This is a genomic window from Comamonas sp. JUb58 (assembly GCF_004364775.1).
In the GTDB taxonomy this organism is placed as follows: Bacteria; Pseudomonadota; Gammaproteobacteria; order Burkholderiales; family Burkholderiaceae_C; genus Comamonas.
Window position 1 is genome coordinate 70,444 of the sequence record NZ_SOAL01000009.1, and the last position, 19,972, is coordinate 90,415.

Consider the following 19,972-nt stretch of genomic DNA (forward strand, 5'->3'; position numbering starts at 1 on the left):
CCTCTTGTTATGCGGCTTTGAACACCACCAGGCCCTTGCCGTTGTGCTCGATCACCTCGGCCTGCACGGCCATGCCGATCTTCACATCGGCGGGCGCCATGCCTTCGACGCGGCTCATCATGCGCGGGCCTTCTGCCAGGTCCACCAGCGCAACGTTGTAGTCGCCACCGGCCTCGGCCTTGCGGCGGATCACCGTGGTCGAGTAGACCGTGCCCTTGCCACTGGGTTGCTCCCAGGCCAGCGCATCGCTGCCGCAATGCGGGCACAGCTCACGGGGGTAGAAGATGGCCTGGGCACAGGCCTTGCAGCGCTGAATCTGGAAGCTGCCCGTATCCAATGCAGCCTGGTACTGGCTTGACATCGAGGGTGTCATTGCGGAATCTTTCTGAGGAGATAGCGGATGCTGAAGCATGGCCCCATTGCCTGCTGCACGCAATTATTGGTTGCCGAAGAGGGGGTTTGGCCGCGCTTGACGAACCTGGGTGACAGCAGTTTTGGGTGGAATGGTGAGAGCGTGATGACGACCTCCTCGCGCCGCGACAGTGTCTTTGCGGGATGGGATGCTAGGCGCAGCGCGCAGCCAATAGCCAGCTATTGGCAAGCGCTGCAACGACGCAGACCGCCCCTGCCCGGGCGGCCGCAAAGGCACTGGCCCGAAGGGTTGGAGTGGAATCGGCCAGGTTCGGCGCGCCGGCTCTCGCTAAACCCCGACGAAAGCTGCTTTCCTGGCCTTTGAACTCACTCCGATTGCACTCCAACGCGGCTGCGCAGAGGTCGTCAACACGCTCTTAGGGTTTTCTAGGCTTTGGCACAGGCTAAGGCGGCGCTTGGCAAATGCAGAAACCGGCGGGCCAGAAATCTCTAGCATCGTCTGTCAAACGCTTTCTATAAAACCGGAGACAAGACCATGAAAATGACCGCGCTGGCTTTGGCGATGGCCGCAAGCTGCACCACGGGCGCGCAAGCGCAGGGCATCTCTGACGACGTCGTCAAGATTGCCGTGCTCAGCGATATGTCCGGCCCCTATGCCGATACCGCAGGGCGCGGCTCGCTGGAGGCCGCGCGCATGGCGGTGGAGGACTTTGGCGGCACGGTCGGGGGCAAGAAGATCGAGGTGGTGTTTGCCGACCACCAGGGCAAGGCCGATGTCGGCGCCAGCCGCGCACGCACCTGGTTCGATACCGATGGCGTGGATGTGGTGGTTGACCTCAACAACTCGGCCGTTGCGATGGCCGTCTACAACCTGGCCAAGGAGCGCAACAAGCTGGTGCTGACCTCGGGCGGCGCATCGGACGCGCTGACCAGCGAGGCCTGCATCCCCACCGGCATCCACTACACCTACGACACCTATGCGATGGCCAGCGGCGTGGCCCATGCGATGCTGGAAAAAGGCAAGAAGGACTGGTACATCATGGCGGTGGACTATGCCTTCGGCAAGGCTGGCGCCGAGACGGTGACCAATATCGTCAGCAAGGGCGGCGGCAAGATCGTGGGCCGCACCAACTTCCCGCTCAATGCCAGCGATTTCTCCTCCTTCGTGCTGCAGGCGCAGGAGTCCAAGGCCTCGGTGGTCACCCTGGTGAGCGCGGGCAATGACACCATCAATGCGATCAAGTCGGCCAAGCAGTTTGGCCTGATGCAAAAGCAGACCGTGGCGCCGCAGTTCATGTTCATCCAGGACGTGCATTCGCTGGGCCTCAAGACCGCGCAAGGCCTGACCTTTGCGACCGCCTTCTACTGGGACCGCACCCCCGAGACGCGCGCTTTCTCGCAGCGCTTTTTTGAGCGCATGGGCAAGAAGACCATGCCCTCGATGGTGCATGCCGGCACCTACTCGGCTGTCACCCAATACCTGAAGGCCGTGGCCGCGATCAAGACCGACGACGGCCCCGCCGTCACCAAGTACCTCAAGTCCAACAAGATCGAGGATTTCTTCAGCCAGAACGGCCATGTGCGTGAGGACGGCCGCATGGTGCACGACCTCTACCTGGTGCAGGTCAAGTCGCCCGAGGAATCCAAAGGCCCTTGGGACTATTACAAGGTGCTGGCCACCATCCCGGGTGACCAGGCGTTCCGGCCCATGGCCGACGGCAAGTGTGGTTTCGTGAAGAAGTAACCACATACTTATCCACAGGCAACGCGGTCTTCAGCGCTGAAAGACCGCGTTATGCATTCCAAACCCCTTGCAGGAGCCCAGCATGTCCCAAGCTTATCCACAGTTGCAACTGTTTATCAACGGCCAATGGCTGTCCGCCGACGGTCGCAAGAGCGAGCCCGTCATCAACCCGCTGGACGAGTCCACGCTGGGCCAGCTGCCCCATGCCAGCCCGGCCGATCTGCAGGCTGCGCTGCAGGCCGCCAACGCCGCGTTCGAAGGCTGGAAGCGCACCTCGCCGCTGGCCCGCTCGGACATCTTGCGCAAGGCCGCCAGCCTGATCCGTGAGCGTGCCGACCACATCGCCCGCTGCATGACCCTGGAGCAGGGCAAGCCCGTGCGCGAAGCCAAGCTCGAAGTGCTGGCCGCCGCTGACACCTACGACTGGTACGCCGAAGAAGGCCGCCGCAACTATGGCCGCCTGGTGCCGGGCAAGACCCCGACCCAGCGCATCGCCGTGCACCATGAGCCGGTCGGCGTCTGCGCTGCGTTTGCACCCTGGAACTTCCCCGCCATCACGCCCGCGCGCAAGATCGCCGGCGCCTTGGCTGCGGGTTGCACGCTGGTGCTCAAGCCCGCCGAGGAAACCCCCGCCACCGCCCAGGAGCTGGTGCGCGTGCTGCACGATGCCGGCCTGCCCGCCGGTGTGCTGAACATGGTGTTTGGCGTGCCGGCCGAGGTATCGGGCTACCTGCTCGACCAGCCCGAGGTGGCCAAGTTCTCGTTCACCGGCTCCACTGCCGTGGGCAAGATGCTGGCCTCGCATGCCGCCAAGAGCATGAAGCGCGCCACCCTGGAGCTGGGCGGCCATGCGCCGGTCATCGTCTGGAAGGATGCCGATATCAACAAGGCCGCTGACGCCCTGGTCGCCGGCAAGTTCCGCAACGCCGGCCAGGTCTGCATCTCGCCCACGCGCTTTTATGTGCACCGCGATGTGTTCGACAGCTTCGTGACCGCCTTTGTCGAGCGCACCAAGAAGCTCAAGGTCGGCAATGGCCTGGACGAGAGCAGCCAGATGGGCCCGCTGGCCAATCCGCGCCGCATCGAGGCGCTGACCCGCCTGATCGCCGATGCGCAAGAAAAGGGCGCCACCCTGCACACCGGCGGCAAGCGCATGCCCGGCAAGGGCTTCTTCTGGGAGCCCACTGTCATCAGCAACCTGCCCGAAGACGCCGGCCTGATGAACGAGGAGCCCTTTGGCCCCGTCGCGCTGATCAATCCCATCGCCGACATGGACGAAGCCTTGAAGCGCGCCAACCGCCTGCAATACGGCCTGGCCGCCTATGCCTTCACGCAGGACAGCGCCGTGCGCCAGCAGCTCTCCAACGGCGTGCAAACCGGCATGCTGGGCATCAACACCTTGAACATCTCCATGGCCGAGGCGCCCTTTGGCGGCGTCAAGGAAAGCGGCTGGGGCTCGGAATGCGGTATTGAAGGGCTGCAGGCTTACTGCAATATCAAGCTGGTGAGCGAGGACCAGTAAGACCCACCCGCCCATGGCTGGCCCCTGTTGCGAGGCCGGCCATGGAACCAAACGCCGCGTCAGGTATTCAGACAGCAGATTCGCCGCTGGTGTGCCTCCACACCAGTGCCTTCTGTGTTTAAAAATACAACGATGAGCGCAAGTTTGCAGTTCGGGCCGTTTTCACTGCCCTGGGGTTTGGTCATTTTGATGCTGGCATGGCTGCTGGCCGATGTGCTGTTGGCGCGCTGGGCGCGGCAGCGGGGTCTGTCAACCACGCCGCATGCCTGGCTGCTGCCGCTGCTGGCGCTGGTCGCAGCGCGCCTGGGCTTTGTGGCGCGTTATGCCGATGAGTACCTGGCGCAGCCGCTGTCGCTGTTCAATGTGCGCGATGGGGGCTGGGAGCCCTGGGCGGCGCTGGCGGTGACGGTTGTTTACGTTTGGTGGCTGTGGCTGCGCAAAAAGGCGGTGGTTCAGCCGCTGGCAGGTGCGGCGGCGCTGTTTGCGGTGCTGTGGCTGGGTGGCAATGCCCTGGTCTACCACTTCTCCTCCAGCGCCAAGGCTTTGCCGCAGCTGTCGCTGGTGGCGTTGGATGCCAAAACCCATGTGCTCGACCAGTTCAAGGGCAAGCCCGTGGTCATCAACCTTTGGGCCAGCTGGTGCACCCCTTGCGTGCGCGAGATGCCGGCGCTGCTGGAGGCGCAAAAGCGCTACCCGCAGGCGCAGTTTCTGTGGGTGAACCAGCAAGAGGCGCCCGAGGTGGTGCTCAAGGCCGCACGCGGCTTTGGCCTGCCCGATGGCCAGGTGCTGCTGGACCCGCGCAACAGCATGGGCGTAGTCGCTGGCAGCCGTGCGCTGCCCACCACCTTGTTCTATGACGCGAACGGCCAGCTGCAGGGCCAGCGCGTGGGCGAGCTCTCCCACGCCAGCCTGAACGACTTCATGCAGCAGATCGTGCCGGCCAGCGCTAGCGCATTGCGATGACAGCGCGGGCGCGCACGGCGGCCGCGCGCTCGGGTATCGCCGCCTAGATGGTGTTGGCGCGCTATCCTTGGCGGCTGCCCACCTCCACCCCCCACCATGACCGCCAACCGCCCGCCCGTCAGACGCCTGGACACCTATAGCCTGCGGCTGTTCATCGCCGTGGCGCGCTCGGGCTCGATCGCACGGGCTGCGGAGACCGAGCATATTGCCTCATCGGCGCTCAGCCGGCGCCTGTCGGACCTGGAGCATGCCTTTGGCACGGCCTTGCTGGTGCGTTCGCCGCGCGGCGTGGTGCTGACGGAAGCCGGTCGCCGGGTGTTTGAGCGGGGCATGCAGATTGATGAGGAGCTGCAAGGCCTCGTGCGCGAGGTGCAGGAGCAGGGCGACGAGGTGCGCGGCACCGTGCGGCTCTACGCCAATATGTCGGCGGTGGTGGGCTTTTTGCCCGAGAAGCTGTCGCAGTTCCGCGCGCGCTATCCGCATGTGCGCATCTCCTTGCACGAGGCCGATACCCGCGAGGTGCTGCGCGCCTGCCTGGATGACCGCGCCGATGTAGGCGTTGGTGTGGCCGTGCCGCCGGCCTCGGGGCTGGATGCCTGGTACTTTGCCAGCGATCCGCTGCAGGTGGTGATTCCGCCGGGCCATGCGCTGGCTGCGCATGGCACCGTTGATTTTGCGCAGCTGCTGGCCCATCCCTTGATCGGTGTGCACCAGGGCGGCGCGCTGGACCGCATGCTGCACGAACGCGCCGAGGCGCTGCAACAGCGCTTCAACCCCGAGGTCTCGCTCAGCAGCTTTGATGCCGTCTGCCGCATGGTCGAAGCCGGCCTGGGTATTGCCGTTGTGCCGCAAAGCGCCGTGGCGGCCTATGGCGGCTCGGCCGGCTTTGTGCTGCGGCCCTTGGCCGAGCCCTGGGCGCAGCGTGAGCTGCACCTGTATGCCTTGCGGCGCCAGCCGCAGCTGCGCACCACCCAGGCCCTGCTGCAGGTGCTGCAAGGCGGTGGGGAGCAGCTCCCCGGGTAATCCCGGTTATCGATTTTTGCGCTATCCCCTGTGCTGTCTTAGCGCTTCTGGCTGCGCGGCGACATCGCGATGATGGGGCATGCAAAGCAACGGCCCCACGGCACTCCATTTTTCTCCGCGCATCCTGTACCTGAGCCAGAACCCCGCCTGCGTGCAGCAGGTGCTGGCTGGCGAACAGCTGTCCCTGGCGGCAGCGCAGCCGCTGCGCGACGATGTCTCCACCGACGAGATCACGCCGATCGCGATCCTCACGCACTTTGACGATGCGCTGGGCCACTACCCCTACAGCGGCTTCCAGGCAGGCGGTGTGTTCCCGATTGCAGCCGGTGCGATGCGGGGCAGCGGCATCGAGGTTGTGGTCGCTGGCAAGCGCTACGGCAAGGGCTCCTCGCGCGAGCACAGCCCCATGGCCGAAAAGCTGGCCGGCGTGCGGCTGGTGATTGCCGAGAGCTTTGAGCGCATCTACCGCCAGAACGCCGACAACATCGGCCTGATCACCTCGACCGACCTCAGCCTGGTCCCGCGCATTGCCGCGGGTGAGGCGATTGCCTGGCAAGAGCTGCTGGCCGGGCGCGATGCGCTGGCCGCCGCCATCCTGGTGCAAGGTGGCCTGCTGGCCTTTGGTCGCGCGCATCTGGCGAATGTGGCAGACGTAGCCAGCGCAGCGCAGCCCGCACCAGCGCCGACCACCCAGCCGCGCACCCTGTTCGAGAAAATCGTCGCCCGGCATGCACTGGCCACGGCCGTTACCCCGGCCCAGCCGGTTGCTGGCGATGGCGCCTTTGTGCGGGCCGATTGGCGCTTTATCCACGAGTACTACACGGGCATGGCCGCGCACATGCTGCATGCCAGCCTGGGCCGCCCGCTGGCGCTCAACGACCCGGCATCGATCCTGGTGTTTGAGGACCACACCTCCTATGTGCAGGAGAGCCCCGCCCATGTGCGCGGCGGCCTGGTGCCCAATGTGCAGCGCATGGTGCAGGCCCAGCGCAGCTTTGCCGCCGACTATGGCCTGCACAGCTACCGCACCCTGACGGAAGACGAGGCCATGCGTGATGACGGCAGCAATGTGGCGGGCATCTCGCACGCGATGATGACCGAGCGCCATGCGCTGCCCGGCCAGCTGGTGGTGGGCACCGATTCGCACACCACGCACAGCGGTGCGTTGGGCTGCGTGGCCTTTGGCGTGGGCACCACCGACATGGCCAATGCCTTTGTCACCGGTGCCGTGCGCCTGACCCTGCCGCAAAGCCTGCGCATTGTGCTCGATGGTGCGCTGGCGCCCGGTGTGGCCGCCAAGGATGTGGTGCTGCACCTGCTGGCCCAGCCCTTGATCCGCGCCGGTGGTGGCGTCGGCAAGGTGTTTGAGTTTTGCGGAACGGCCATCGCGCAGATGGGTACCGATGAGCGCGCCACCTTGACCAATATGACGGCCGAGCTGGGTGGCTTCACCGGCATCGTCGCGCCCGATGCCGAAACCGTTCGCTTTCTGCGCGAGCGGCGCGGCATCGAGGTGGTGCTGGAGGACTGGATGCACAGCGACCCGGGCGCCGACTATGCGCAGACCATCCACATCGACTGCGCTGCGGTGCCCGCCATGGTGGCCAGTCCGGGCGATCCGGGCAATGGCCGGCCGCTGGCATCGATCACTGCGCCGCTGCGCATCGACATTGCCTACGGCGGCTCCTGCACTGCTGGCAAGCGCGAGGATTTTGTGCACTACCACCAGGTGCTGCACTGGGCTGCCGAGCGCGGCCTGAAGGTGGCACCCGGCGTGCAGCTGTTCCTGCAGTTTGGCACCACCGCCGTGCGCGACCACTGCGCCGCTGCCGGCTACCTCGACGCCTTTGAGCGCGTGGGCGCACGCCTGCTGCAGCCCTCCTGCGGGGCCTGCGGCAACTGCGGCCCAGGCGGCTCGGAGCGTGCCGACCAGGTGACGGTCAGCGCCATCAACCGCAATTTTCCCGGCCGTGGCGGGCCGGGCAGCGTCTGGCTGGCCAGCCCCGCCACCGTGGCGGCCAGTGCCATCGCCGGTGAGCTCATGTCGTTTGAGGAGTTGAGACGCCGCTTTTCCTACTGAGAAAAAAAGAGACCAGGAGACAACGATGAAAAAAGCAAACCCACCCAGCAAGCGCCGCTTGCTCGCCATGCTGCCGCTGCTGGCCGCTGCGCTGTGGCTCCCCTCGGGCCCGGCCAGCGCGCAGCCCGCCGCATCGGACAAGCCCATCCGCATGGTCGTCCCGCTGGCCGCAGGATCGACCGTAGATGCTGTGGCCCGCGCGCTGGCCCCCGGCCTGGGCCGCATCACCGGGCACCCGGTGGTGGTCGAGAACATTGCCGGGGCCGGCGGCATCCCCGGCACCGCCCAGGTGGTGCGGGCGCACAAGGATGGGCTGACCCTGGGCATGATCTCGTCCAACCATGTGATCAACCCCGGCATCTACCAGACCATTCCCTACGACAGCCTGCGCGACATCACGCCGATTGCGGTGCTGGCCACCGTGCCGCTAGTGCTGGTCGCCAACGCCAAGCTGCCGGTAACGGACCTGGCCCAGCTGCGTGCCTATGCCAAGGCGCACCCCGGCACGCTCAACTACGGCTCGGCCGGCAATGGCAGCACCTTGCACCTGGCCAGCGAACTGTTGATTGCCGAGACCGGCATCGACATCAAGCATGTGCCCTACCGGGGCACCGGGCCGCTGATTACCGACCTGATGGGCGGCCAGGTGCAGGTGGCCTTTGTGTCGGTGTCGCAGGCGCTGCCGCAGATCAAGGCCGGCACCCTGCGTGCCCTTGGGCTGTCCACCACGCAGCGCTCGGCCGCGCTGCCCGATGTGCCCACCTTGGCCGAGGCGGGCGTGCCCGGCTACAGCTTTGATGCCTGGATTGCACTGGTGGGCCCGGCCGGCCTGCCCAAGCCCATCGTCGACCAGTACGCTGCGGCCATGAAGACCGCACTGGCCTCGCCCGAGGCGCAGACCGCCATCGCCGGCCAGGGCCTGATGGTGCTGGACAAGGGGCCGGCGCAGGCACCAGCCTTTTTCCAGGAGGAGCTGGCCAAGCACCAGAAGCTGGTCAAGCTCTCGGGCGCGAGGATCGACTGATGGCGATGGCAACGGCTCCAGCAGCCGACGTGCCGCCGTCGCTGCCCACCCGCAGCTCCGACCTTTGCGACCAACTGGGCAGCGCCGCCCAGCTGTGCGAGGCGGCTTGGCAGTCCTATGGCGGGCGCGCATCCGCCAGCGGCCGTATCCAGACCTTGCGCTGCCACGAAGATGCCGGCCTGCTGCGCCAGACCTTGGAGACCTCCGGTGGCGGGCGCTTGCTGGTGGTCGATGCCGGGGCCTCGCTGCGGGTCGCCGTGCTGGGCGACCGCATGGCGCGCATCGCGCTGGACCACGGCTGGGCGGGCCTGCTGGTCTATGGCGCGGTGCGCGATACGGAGGTGTTGGCCCGCATGGACCTGGCGGTGTTTGCACTGGGCCGCACGCCGCTGCGGGGGACCGGCAACGGCGGCGGGGCGCTGGGGCTGGCGCTGCAGCTGGGCGGTGCCCAACTACAGCCGGGGGACTACCTGGTGATGGACCCCGACGGCGTCGTCGTGGCCCCTCAGGCCTGAGCCTGCTCGGCCTCCAGCCGGGCCTGCAGCTCGCGCTTCATCACCTTGCCATTGGCGTTCACCGGCAGCTCATCGATGGCGATGATGCGTGCCGGCCGCTTGTAGGGCGCCAGGTGCTCGCGCAAATGCGCTTGCAAGGCATCCAGGTCCGGTGGATGGCGGGCATCCTGCACCACAAAGGCGATCACGGCCTCGTTGCCATCGGCCTCCTTCTGGCCCACGACAGCGGCGCGCTGGATGCCGGGGAAGCTGCCCAGTGCATGCTCCACCTCGCTGGGGTAGACGTTGAAGCCCGAGCGGATGATCATCTCCTTGAGGCGGCCCACGACGAAGAGCGCGCCATCGGCATGCAGCTCGCCCAGGTCGCCAGTGGCATACCAGCCGCCGTCGCGCAAGGCTGCGGCCGTGGCCTCGGGGTCACGGAAGTAGCCGGGCATCAGGCCTGTACCACGCACCCAGATCTCGCCCCGCTCGCCGGTCGGCAGTGGCCGGCCGCTGTGCGGATCGACGATCTGCAATTCCGCGCCATCGATGCAGTAGCCAGCGCTGGTGTCGCTGCGCGCCTCGTCGATGCGCGTCAGGTGCAGCGAGCCAGCGTATTCGCTCATCGCATAGCCGTGGTGCAGGGTCTGGCCAAACAGCGCCTCGACCTTGGTTTTCAGCGCCAGATCCAGCGGGCCGGCGCCGGTGTAGAGGTAGCGCAGATGCGGTGCAGCGGGTTGGCGGATGCCATGCTGCTCGCAGTACTGCAGCAGGCGCGCAAACAAGGTGGGCGGGCCTTGCAGCTGGGTGATGCCATGCTGGGCCAGCGCGTCCAGCAGGTCGGCGGGCTCGAACTGGCTGCGCATCTCCAGCGCGGCCCCCGCCGACAGCGAGGCCAGCAGCACGGTGCCCAGGCCGAAGATATGGGTCATCGGCACAAAGGCATAGACCTTGTCATCCGGCCCCAGCCGGCGCGACTGGGCCGAGACGCGGGCAAAGTGCGCCACACCGCGCTGGCTCATCAGCACGCCCTTGGGGGTGCCGGTGGTGCCGGAGGTGAAGATGATGGCGGCCACTGGATTGCCATCCGGCTCAGGCTCGGCGCGCGCATCGGCACGCACCGCCGTATGGGCCAGGCCTGGCACGCAGGAGGGGCTGGTGCCATAGCGCTCGCCATGGGCGGCTGCGGCCTTGGAGACGCGGTCGGTGAAGTAGACCACCCGCGCATCGGCCTTGTCGGCAAAGCCGCGCACCTCGCCGGGGGCCATGCGGGCATTGACGCCGCAGGCCCAGGCGCCCACGCGGCTGCAGGCCAGCAGCAGGGCGGCATGCTCGGGGCAGTTCTCGGCGACCACCAGCACGCGGTCGCCGCTGCGTACCTGCAGCGCGCGCAGCTCCGCCTCCAGCGCATCGACCAGGCGGCCCAGGTCGGCATAGCTCAGGGTGCGATCGGGCAGGTAGATGAAGGGCCGGTCCGGGGCCTCTTGCAGCCAGCGGTCCAGAAACTGGTGAATGCGAAATTCCATCTTGGGTCCTATCAGTCCACCACAATGCCCTGGGTCACGGTGGACCACATCTGGCGTTCCTTGGCGGCACGTTCGCTCAGGGTCTGGGGGCTGCCCGTCCATTCGTCATAGCCCAGCTCCTTGTACTTGGCCTTCAGCTCGGGCTGGGCCAGCGCGGCGTTGATGGCCTTGTTCAGGCGCATCTGCAGCTCGGGCGACATGCCCTTGGGCCCGTAGACGGCATACCAGCCACCCACATCAAAGCCCTTGAGGCCTTCGATGCCGCTTTCGGCAAAGGTCGGCACATCGGGCAGGGCCGGGTTGCGCTGGGGCGAGGTCACGGCAATCGGGGTCACCTTCTTGCCGTGGATGTAGGTGCCGGCGGTGCTGATGATGTCCATCATCATGTTGATCTGGCCGCCCATCACATCGGTCATCGCCGGTGCGTTGCCCCGGTAGGGCACATGGTTCAACTCGATGCCGCTGCGCTTGGCAAACAGCAGGGTGCCCAGGTGGTTGGAGCCGCCCACGCCGGCCGAGGCATAGCTGAGCTTGCCGGGGTTGGCCTTGGCATAGTCCACCAGCGCCTGCGTGGTCTTGAAGGGCTCGTTGTTGTTGGCCACCAGCACGTTGTAGTAGCTCAGCACCGGTGCGATCGGGGTCAGGTCCTTGACCGGGTCGAACTGCATCTTGCGCATCACATTGGGGCTGATGGTGATGGTGGGGCTGGCGGCAAACCACAGGGTCAGGCCATCGGGGTTGGCGCGCGAGGTTTCGTTGCCGGCCAAGGTGGCGTTGGCGCCCGTCTTGTTGTCGACCACGACGGTGCTGCCCAGCTCCTTGGACAGCGCGATGGACAGCAGGCGTGCGCCCTGGTCCACGGGGCCGCCGGCCGAGTAGCCAACGATGAGGCGCACCGGCGCGCCCGATCCCAGGCCACCTTGGGCTTGGGCAAGGGTACAGAGGCTGAGAGCGGCGGCGGCCGTGGCGGCCAGCAGGCCGCGGCGGTGGATGAGGGTCATGTCTTGTCTCCTGGTTTTTGTAAGCGGTGGGGGCGGGCGGGCGCTCAGTAGCGCTCGAACACGGCGGCAATGCCCTGGCCGCCGCCGATGCACATGGTCTCCAGGCCATAGCGGCCCTTGCGGCGGTCCAGCTCATGCAGCAAGGTGGCCAGGATGCGCACGCCGGTGGCACCAATCGGGTGGCCCAGCGAGATGCCCGAGCCGTTCACATTCAGGCGCTCGGCATCGTTCCATTCCAGGCCCTGCAGGACAGCAAGCACCTGGCAGGCAAAGGCCTCGTTGATTTCGACCAGGTCCATGTCGTTCATCGTCAGGCCCAGCTTGCCCAGCAGCTTCTTGACGGCGGGCACCGGGCCAATGCCCATGCGCGAGGGCTCGCAGCCGGCAGCAGCCCAGCCGACCAGGCTGGCCATCGGCGTCAGGCCCAGCTCCTGGAGCTTGTCTTCGGCAACGATCAGGCAGGCGGCCGAGGCATCGTTTTGCTGGCTGGCATTGCCGGCGCTGACGGTGCCGCCCTTCATCAAGGCGCGCAGCTTGCCCAGCGAATCCATCGTGGCATCGGCGCGGAAGCCTTCGTCGCGGCTGAACAGGGTGGCCTCGCCTTTTTTCTGCGGCACGCTGACGGGCACCACCTCGGCATCAAAGCGGCCGGCCTGCCAGGCGGCGGCGGCGCGCTGGTGGCTGCGCAGCGCAAAGGCGTCGGCCTCTTCGCGGCTGATGCCGTAGTCGCGTGCCAGGTTCTCGGCGGTCTCGATCATGCCGGAGATGACGCCAAAGCGTTCCACCGGTTGCGAGCGCTCGCGGCCCCGGTCCAGGCGGTCATACATGGTGACGCTGCCAGCGCGCTTGCCCCAGCGCATATCGGTGGTGTAGTACTCGATATTGCTCATGCTCTCCACACCGCCAGCGATCACCACATCGGCGGCGCCGCTTTGCACCATCATGCAGGCGGTGACCACGGCTTGCAGGCCGCCACCGCAGCGGCGGTCAAGCTGCATGCCCGGCACTTCCACCGGCAGGCCGGCCTGCAGCGCGGCCCAGCGGCCCACGCAAGGCGTTTCGCTGCTGGCATAGGACTGGGCAAACACCACATCGTCGATGCGGCTGGGGTCGATGCCACTGCGCTCGACCACGGCACGCACGGTGGTGGCTGCCAGGTCCTCGACCGAGACGGGGCGCAGGCTGCCCCCGTAGGTGCCCACCGGGGTTCGCAAAGGGGTGACGATGGCGGCTTTACGCATGGCTTTCTCTCCAGAAAAAAGGGGTCAATTCAGCTGCTGGCGCGCTTGGGCCGCCAGCAGGTCTCGGTGTTCAGGTGCGGCAATGGCCAGCATGGCGCGCAGGCGCTGGCCCAGGCTCAGGCCGCGCAGGTCGGCGATGCCGTGTTCGGTGACGATCAGGCCGGCATCGGCACGCGGTGTGGAGACCGGGCCGGACAGCTGCGCGACGATGCGCGACTGGCCTCTGGCGGTGGAGGGCAGCGCCACAATCGGCAGACCGCCATCGCAGGCGGCAGCGGCACGCAAAAAGTCCATCGCGCCGCCGACCGCGCCCAGGTACTGGCCTGCCACCACCTCGGCATTGATCTGGCCCGTCAGATCGACCTCGATCGCCGAGTTGATGGCGGTGAGCTTCTGGGTCTGGCCCAGCACCCGGGCGTTGTGGGTGTAGTCGGTGCCGGCAATGCGCAGTGCAGGGTTGTTATGCGCCCAGCGCCGGGTGCGGGCACTGCCCATCAACAGGCCGGTGACGCTGGTGCCCGCATCGATGCCCTTGCGCGCATTGGTGATGACGCCGGCGTCGACCAGGTCGGCCACGCGGTCGCCGATGGTGCCGCTGTGTACGCCCAGATCGCGGTGGCCTTGCAGCGCCTGCAGCACGGCATCGGGCAGGTTGCCAATGCCCAGCTGCAAGGTGGCGCCGTCTTCCACGCGGCTGGCGATCAGCTGCGCAATCGCCTCTTCTGCGGGGCCAATCTTGCCGGCGGGCACATCGACCACGGCCTGGTCGCTCTGCACCCAGGCATTCACATTGGCCAGGCGCAGGCTGGCGCCCGCCACCCAGGGCACATCGGCGTTGACCTCGGCGATCACGCAGCGCGCATGGCGCATGGCGGTGACCAGGTAGTCATGGGCCAGGCCCAGGCTGCAGTCGCCATCGGCATTGGGCGGTGATACCTGGACGAACACCACATCGACGGGGATGCGGCGGCTGGCGATCAGCTGCGGAATCTGCGAGTAATGGCAGGGAATCGGATCGAGCACACCGGCCATGCCGAGCGTGCGGTGCGAGCCACCGGCGGCATAGCCGCGCATATCGATGGCATCGGCATGCGCGGGTTGCAGGGTGTTGGCGCCGCCAATGCCCAGAAACACGCTGGTGCGCGCAAAGCGCTGGCGCTGGGCCACATAGGCCTGGATCAGCGACAGCGGCTCGGCGGCCGACTGGCCCCAGACGATGCTGTCGCCAGCACGGATGAACTGCGCCAGGTCCAGGTCTGCCAGCGCTATCTGCCGGCCTTGGGCCATGCTCATGGCTGGGCGGCAGCCAAGCTGGCATTGCCATGGCTGAGCACGACAATGCCGCGCTCGACCACCAGCGCACGGAACTGCAGCGCATCGCCTTCCTGCCAGACCTCGGTGCGCAAGGTCTCGCCCGGAAACACCGGCGACGAGAAGCGCGCATGCATGCTGCGCAGCAGGCTGGCATCGCCATTGCAAGCAGTCATCACCAGCGCATGGCAGACCATGCCGTAGGTGGCCAGGCCGTGCAGGATGGGCTTGTCAAAGCCAGCGGCTTGCGCCACCTGCGGGTCGGCATGCAGGGGGTTGTAGTCGCCCATCAGGCGGTAGAGCAGGGCGGCCTCGGGGCGGATAGTGTGGGTATAGGTCCAGCGCGGTGCCGTATCGGGCGTGGGCGCCAGTGCCGGCAGCGAGGCATCGCTGGGCTGGCCGCCCAGCGCTTCGCTGTAGCCGCCATCGCCGCGGCAGAAGGTGACCTGCTCCAAGGTGGCATAGCGCGTGCCGTCTTCGCCTTCCAGGCTGCGCTCGCTGACCACAATCGCGCCCTTGCCCGCGCCCTTGTCGATGACGCGCGTAACCCGCGTCTTGCCCACCACCTTGGCCCCCACCGGCAGCGGCTGGTGGATGGTGGTGCGCTGCTCGCCATGCACCAGCTTGACCCAGTCAATCCCCGTATCCGCCTCCTTGGCCCAAAAGCCCGGATAGCCCAGCACCGAGCTCATCGTCGGCAGCGCCTGCAGCGGCTGCGCCATGCCCTCGTAGACCAGCGGCAGATTGCGGGTATCGAGCGGATCATTGCCCACCCCCAGACTCAGCGCATACAGCATCGTGTCGCGCTGCGAATAATCCTGGTGCACCGGCGCAAACGGCCGGGCCTTGAGTTGCTGGTAGTTGATGGTCATGGTTGTTGTCTCTGGGGTTGTTGTTGTGCGGCGTAGTGCACTGTGTGTTGGATGTTTTGCGAGGCCACCGGGGGACCTCCTTGAAACGGTCAGAGCACACCCATCGAGCTTCGTTGTTCGAGCATCAACACGCCCACTGTGCACTGCGCGTAAAAACTGGCGCTACCGTACTAACAGGCACCGACGAAGGGCCTAGCCGGCCGCGCCGCCCCGCCCGGAGGGTGCCGTCCCCCTTCCCACGCGAAGCGTGAGAGAAGGGGGAAGCCGCGCAGCGGCTCAGGGGGATGCCTCTTAAACCGGATCCCAGCTAAACACCTCGCCCGACCGCTCCATCGGCACAAACGAAGATTTCAGCGCCGGCATCGCATGCGAGGCGATGTCCTCAGGCGTCCAGCCTTCGCCCTGGTGCACCGAGCGCAGGGGACGCGGTTGGCTCATCAGGAAGATCTCGTTATTGCGCACCGCAAACACCTGGGCGTTGACGTCCTTGGCCTGCTCGCTCAGCAGGTAGACGGCCAGCGGCGCGATCTTGTTGGGGGTCATCTGCTTGAGCTTGTCCACACGGGCCTGCTGCTCGGGCGTGTCGGTGGGGATGGAGCCGATCATGCGGCTCCAGGCAAAGGGCGAGATGCAGTTGCTGCGCACATTGAACTTGGCCATGTCCAGCGCAATGCTCTTGGACAGCGCGACGATGCCCAGCTTGGCGGCCGAGTAGTTGGCCTGGCCAAAGTTGCCGATCAGGCCGGAGGTGCTGGTCATGTGCACCATGGCGCCGCTCTCCTGCTCCTTGAAGTGGTTGGCCGCAGCGCGCGCCACGTAGTAGCTGCCGTAGAGGTGGACCTTGATGACGGCGTCCCACTCGTCCACGCTCATCTTGTGGAAGAAGCGGTCCCGCAGGATGCCGGCGTTGTTGACGATGCCGTCGAGCTTGCCAAAGCTGTCGAGCGCGCACTGCACGATCTTGGCGGCGGCATTGGCATCCGAGACGCTGTCGGTATTGGCGACGGCTTCACCGCCGGCGGCCTTGATCTCGTTGACGACCTTTTGCGCGGGGCCGTCGTCATGGCCTTCACCGGTGGTGGAGGTGCCGATGTCGTTGACGACGACCTTGGCGCCTTCCTTGGCCATGGCCAGGGCCATATCACGGCCGATGCCACCGCCAGAACCGGTGACGATAACGACTTTGCCTTCGAGCATGGTGGACATGTCTGCTTTTCCTTGGAGCTGTGTGTAGATGAATACCACCAGCATGCCGTCCATGAAGCGCATTGCCAATTCGCAAATGCGTAGGCAGGGCTTTGGCAAACTGAAACCGCAGGTTCAAAAACCAGGGCTAACCCTTTGTCTTCACCGCTGTAAAAGGAGAGGTTCCAATCTCTGCGATTGCGCTGGGGGGCCGAGCCTGCGACAGTGCCACCATGTCGCAAACCCCTGAACCTTCTGCCGCCTCGCTCTCTGCCGAGCAGGTCGCCCATTTGCAAAGCTGGATCCACAAGACCGAGACCATGCAGGACCTGGTGGCCCGCACGGCCGTGACCGGTCTGTCAGCCACCCTGGACCGCGATGACCTCCCGGCCCAGGACGGCGACAGCCTGCCGCCGCTGTGGCACTGGATGAACTTTCTGCCGATGGCGCGGCAAAGCCTGCTGGGGCCCGATGGCCACCCCGCGCGTGGCGGTTTTCTGCCCCCGGTGCCGCTGCCCCGCCGCATGTGGGCCGGCGGCCGCCTGCAGTGGCAGGCGGACAACCCGTTGCGCATTGGCGAGAGCCTGGAGCGCGTATCGCGCATCGCCTCGGTGGACCACAAGGTGGGCCGCTCGGGTGAGCTGCTGTTTGTGCTGGTGCAGCACAGCTATAGCAATGCCCGGGGCCTGGCGCTGACCGAAGAGCATGACATCGTCTACCGCGCCGCAGCGCAACCCAGCGACCCGGTGCCCCCGCCCACGGCCGCCGAGACGCAGGCCGCCTGGAAGCGCGAGATCAATGCCGACCCGGTGATGCTGTTCCGCTACTCGGCGCTCACCTTCAACGGCCACCGCATCCACTACGACCGCAGCTATGTCACGCAGGAAGAGGGCTACCCCGGCCTGATCGTGCATGGTCCGCTGATTGCGACCTTGCTGGTCGATCTGCTGCGCCGCAATGCGCCGGATGCGGTGCTGACCGACTTCTCGTTCAAGGCCATCCGCCCCACCTTTGATCTGCATCCTTTCACCGTGCTGGGCCAGCCCCAGGACGATGGCAAGACCATCAAGCTCTGGGCGCATGACCACGAGGGCTGGCTCACGATGCAGGCCACCGCCAAGATCCGCTGAGCGCGCAGACCAACAACGCTTTCCCCAACACCGGCGGGTGGCGCAGACGCTGTCAGCGCCGCCACCCCCAACGCCAGACCCAGAACCATGATCGAACACACCGGCTCCAACAACTTCCCCGAAATCCGCGATGCCATCCGCGCGCTCTGCGCCGAGTTTCCCGACGAGTATTTCCGCAAGGTCGATGAGGCCCGTGCCTACCCCGAGACCTTTGTCGAGGCGCTGACCAAGGCAGGCTGGCTGGCAGCGCTGATTCCGCAGGAATACGGCGGCTCGGGCCTGGGCCTGACCGAGGCCTCGGTCATCATGGAAGAGATCAACCGCTGCGGCGGCAACTCCGGCGCCTGCCACGGCCAGATGTACAACATGGGCACCTTGCTGCGCCATGGCTCGACCGCGCAGAAGGAAAAGTACCTGCCCAAGATCGCCAGCGGCGAATGGCGTCTGCAATCGATGGGCGTGACCGAGCCCACCACCGGCACCGACACCACCAAGATCAAGACCACGGCCGTGAAGAAGGGCGACAAGTACGTCATCAACGGCCAGAAGGTCTGGATCAGCCGCATCCAGCACAGCGATTTCATGATCCTGCTGGCGCGCACCACGCCGCTGGCCGAGGTCAAGAAGAAGAGCGAAGGCATGTCGATCTTCATGGTCGACCTGCGCGAGGCCGAGAAAAAAGGCCTGACCGTGCGCCCCATCCTGAACATGGTGAACCACGAGACCAATGAGCTGTTCTTCGAGAACCTGGAGATCCCCGAAGAGAACCTGATCGGCGAAGAAGGCAAGGGCTTCAAGTACATCCTGGACGGCCTCAACGCCGAGCGTACCCTGATCGCCGCCGAGTGCATTGGCGACGGCTACTGGTTCCTCGACCGCGTGACCAACTATGTGCGCGACCGCGAAGTGTTTGGCCGCCCGATTGGCCAGAACCAGGGCGTGCAGTTCCCGATTGCCGATGCCTTCATCGAGGTCGAAGCGGCCAACCTGATGCGCTGGAAAGCCTGCGAGCTGTTTGACAAGCACGAGCCCATGGGCGCCCAGGCCAATATGGCCAAGTACCTGGCCGCCAAGGCGAGCTGGGAGGCGGCCAATGCCTGCCTGCAGTTCCACGGTGGCTTTGGCTTTGCCTGCGAATACGACGTGGAGCGCAAGTTCCGCGAGACGCGCCTGTACCAGGTGGCACCGATCTCGACCAACCTGATCTATTCCTACGTGGCCGAGCACATCCTGGGCCTGCCGCGCTCGTTCTGATGGCGCCGCGCAGCGATAAAAACAGAGAACCGGAGACTTCATGACCAGACCATTGGATGGCATCACCGTCGTATCGCTGGAGCACGCCGTGGCCGCGCCTTTTTGTGCGCGCCAGCTGGCCGATCTGGGCGCGCGCGTCATCAAGGTGGAGCGGCCGGGCAGCGGCGATTTTGCGCGCGGCTATGACAGCCGGGTGCGCGGCCAGTCCTCGCATTTCACCTGGCTCAACCGCAACAAGGAAAGCCTGGCGCTGGACCTGAAGGACCCCGCATCCCTGGAGGCGCTCAAGCAGCTGCTGGGCACGGCCGATGTGCTGCTGCAGAACCTGGCACCGGGCGCTGCGGCGCGCATGGGGCTGTCGTATGAGGCCTTGCATGCCGCCTTTCCGCGCCTCATCGTCTGCGACATCAGCGGCTATGGCGACAACGGCCCTTACCGCGACAAGAAAGCCTATGACCTGCTGATCCAGAGCGAGGCGGGTTTTCTGTCGGTGACCGGCACGCCCGAGACGCCGAGCAAATCGGGCATTTCGGTGGCTGATATTGCGGCGGGCATGTATGCCTATACCAATATCCTCTCGGCCCTGCTGCTGCGCGGCAAGACGGGCGAGGGCAGCCATATCGATGTGTCCATGCTCGAAGCGCTGGGCGAGTGGATGGGCTACCCGATGTACTACGCGTTTGAAGGCGCCGCGCCGCCACCGCGCACCGGCGCATCGCATGCCAGCATCTACCCCTATGGCCCCTTTGTGGCCGGCGATGGCGGCACGGTGATGCTGGGCCTGCAAAACGAGCGCGAGTGGAAGATCTTCTGCGACCAGGTGCTGCTGGCACCGGCGCTGGCGACCGATGCGCGCTTTGACAGCAATGCCAAGCGCAATGCCAACCGCGCCGAGCTGCAGGCCGAGATCCTGCGCATCTTTGGCTCGCTCAATGCCAGCGATGTGGTGCAGCGCCTGGACGAAGCCGGCATTGCCAACGCCCATGTCAACGACATGGCGGGCCTGTGGGCGCACCCGCAGCTGCTGGCACGCCAGCGCTTTGCGCAGGTGGACACGCCCGTGGGCACAGTGCCGGCGCTGCTGCCGCCTGGCCGCAACAACCAGTACGACTACCGCATGGATGCGGTGCCTGCGGTGGGCGAGCACACGGCCGCCATCCTCGATGCGCTGCAGCTGCCGGCCGATGCGCTGGCAGCAGTGCGCAAGGCCTCCGGCCTTTGATGCTT

General features: G+C 66.2%; 17 protein-coding genes. 10 read left to right on the forward strand and 7 right to left on the reverse strand.

Going from position 1 to position 19,972, the window contains the following annotated elements; genetic code table 11:
- Window positions 1–7: 7 nt before the first annotated feature.
- Entirely contained in the window at window positions 8–373 is a 366-nt protein-coding gene (locus tag EDF71_RS11360) for a Zn-ribbon domain-containing OB-fold protein (RefSeq protein WP_133856704.1), read from the reverse strand.
- 534 nt (window positions 374–907) lie between these two features.
- Between EDF71_RS11360 and EDF71_RS11365 the strand changes: the two genes are divergently transcribed.
- The 7 genes from EDF71_RS11365 to rraA all read left to right on the forward strand — a co-directional run bounded on the left by EDF71_RS11365 (window position 908) and on the right by rraA (window position 9,243).
- Window positions 908–2,116 (forward strand): ABC transporter substrate-binding protein, encoded by a 1,209-nt coding sequence (locus tag EDF71_RS11365; RefSeq protein ID WP_133856705.1) that lies wholly within the window; start codon window positions 908–910, stop codon window positions 2,114–2,116.
- Between the two features lie 82 nt (window positions 2,117–2,198).
- On the forward strand, window positions 2,199–3,638 hold the full coding sequence (locus EDF71_RS11370) for an NAD-dependent succinate-semialdehyde dehydrogenase (RefSeq protein WP_133856706.1): 1,440 nt from the start codon (window positions 2,199–2,201) through the stop codon (window positions 3,636–3,638).
- Window positions 3,639–3,770: 132 nt separating this feature from the next.
- Complete coding sequence (locus tag EDF71_RS11375) at window positions 3,771–4,601, forward strand: TlpA disulfide reductase family protein (protein ID WP_133856707.1); 831 nt, start codon at window positions 3,771–3,773, stop codon at window positions 4,599–4,601.
- Between the two features lie 96 nt (window positions 4,602–4,697).
- On the forward strand, window positions 4,698–5,624 hold the full coding sequence (locus tag EDF71_RS11380; RefSeq protein WP_133856708.1) for a LysR substrate-binding domain-containing protein: 927 nt from the start codon (window positions 4,698–4,700) through the stop codon (window positions 5,622–5,624).
- Window positions 5,625–5,703: 79 nt separating this feature from the next.
- A complete protein-coding gene (locus tag EDF71_RS11385; protein WP_133856709.1) occupies window positions 5,704–7,704 on the forward strand; it encodes an aconitase family protein in 2,001 nt (666 codons plus the stop codon).
- Between the two features lie 25 nt (window positions 7,705–7,729).
- Window positions 7,730–8,728: a tripartite tricarboxylate transporter substrate binding protein gene (locus EDF71_RS11390; RefSeq protein ID WP_133856710.1), complete on the forward strand. Its 999-nt coding sequence runs from the start codon at window positions 7,730–7,732 to the stop codon at window positions 8,726–8,728.
- Entirely contained in the window at window positions 8,728–9,243 is a 516-nt protein-coding gene (gene rraA, locus EDF71_RS11395; protein ID WP_243854265.1) for a ribonuclease E activity regulator RraA, read from the forward strand. The genes EDF71_RS11390 and rraA overlap by 1 nt, the downstream gene beginning before the upstream one ends.
- Here rraA and EDF71_RS11400 read toward each other — a convergent pair.
- The 6 genes from EDF71_RS11400 to EDF71_RS11425 form a co-directional block, all read right to left on the reverse strand.
- Window positions 9,234–10,751: a class I adenylate-forming enzyme family protein gene (locus EDF71_RS11400; RefSeq protein ID WP_133856711.1), complete on the reverse strand. Its 1,518-nt coding sequence runs from the start codon at window positions 10,749–10,751 to the stop codon at window positions 9,234–9,236. The two genes, rraA and EDF71_RS11400, sit on opposite strands and share 10 nt — an antisense overlap.
- An 11-nt stretch (window positions 10,752–10,762) precedes the next feature.
- Window positions 10,763–11,752 (reverse strand): tripartite tricarboxylate transporter substrate binding protein, encoded by a 990-nt coding sequence (locus tag EDF71_RS11405; protein WP_133856712.1) that lies wholly within the window; start codon window positions 11,750–11,752, stop codon window positions 10,763–10,765.
- A 44-nt stretch (window positions 11,753–11,796) separates the two neighbouring features.
- Window positions 11,797–12,993 (reverse strand): acetyl-CoA C-acetyltransferase, encoded by a 1,197-nt coding sequence (locus EDF71_RS11410; protein ID WP_133856713.1) that lies wholly within the window; start codon window positions 12,991–12,993, stop codon window positions 11,797–11,799.
- Window positions 12,994–13,017: 24 nt separating this feature from the next.
- Entirely contained in the window at window positions 13,018–14,286 is a 1,269-nt protein-coding gene (locus tag EDF71_RS11415; RefSeq protein ID WP_347876666.1) for an acetyl-CoA hydrolase/transferase C-terminal domain-containing protein, read from the reverse strand.
- Window positions 14,283–15,176, reverse strand: a complete 894-nt coding sequence (locus EDF71_RS11420) for a MaoC/PaaZ C-terminal domain-containing protein (RefSeq protein ID WP_133856714.1) — start codon at window positions 15,174–15,176, stop codon at window positions 14,283–14,285. Before EDF71_RS11420 ends, EDF71_RS11415 begins: the two co-directional genes overlap by 4 nt.
- 291 nt (window positions 15,177–15,467) lie before the next feature.
- Window positions 15,468–16,373: an SDR family NAD(P)-dependent oxidoreductase gene (locus EDF71_RS11425; protein ID WP_133856821.1), complete on the reverse strand. Its 906-nt coding sequence runs from the start codon at window positions 16,371–16,373 to the stop codon at window positions 15,468–15,470.
- Window positions 16,374–16,594: 221 nt separating this feature from the next.
- Between EDF71_RS11425 and EDF71_RS11430 the strand changes: the two genes are divergently transcribed.
- From EDF71_RS11430 to EDF71_RS11440, 3 genes are all read left to right on the forward strand, one after another.
- Entirely contained in the window at window positions 16,595–17,491 is an 897-nt protein-coding gene (locus EDF71_RS11430; protein ID WP_133856715.1) for a MaoC family dehydratase N-terminal domain-containing protein, read from the forward strand.
- Between the two features lie 87 nt (window positions 17,492–17,578).
- A complete protein-coding gene (locus tag EDF71_RS11435; protein WP_021025399.1) occupies window positions 17,579–18,745 on the forward strand; it encodes an acyl-CoA dehydrogenase family protein in 1,167 nt (388 codons plus the stop codon).
- Between the two features lie 40 nt (window positions 18,746–18,785).
- Window positions 18,786–19,967, forward strand: coding sequence for a CaiB/BaiF CoA-transferase family protein (locus tag EDF71_RS11440; RefSeq protein WP_133856716.1), 1,182 nt, complete (start codon window positions 18,786–18,788; stop codon window positions 19,965–19,967).
- Window positions 19,968–19,972: the final 5 nt, after the last annotated feature.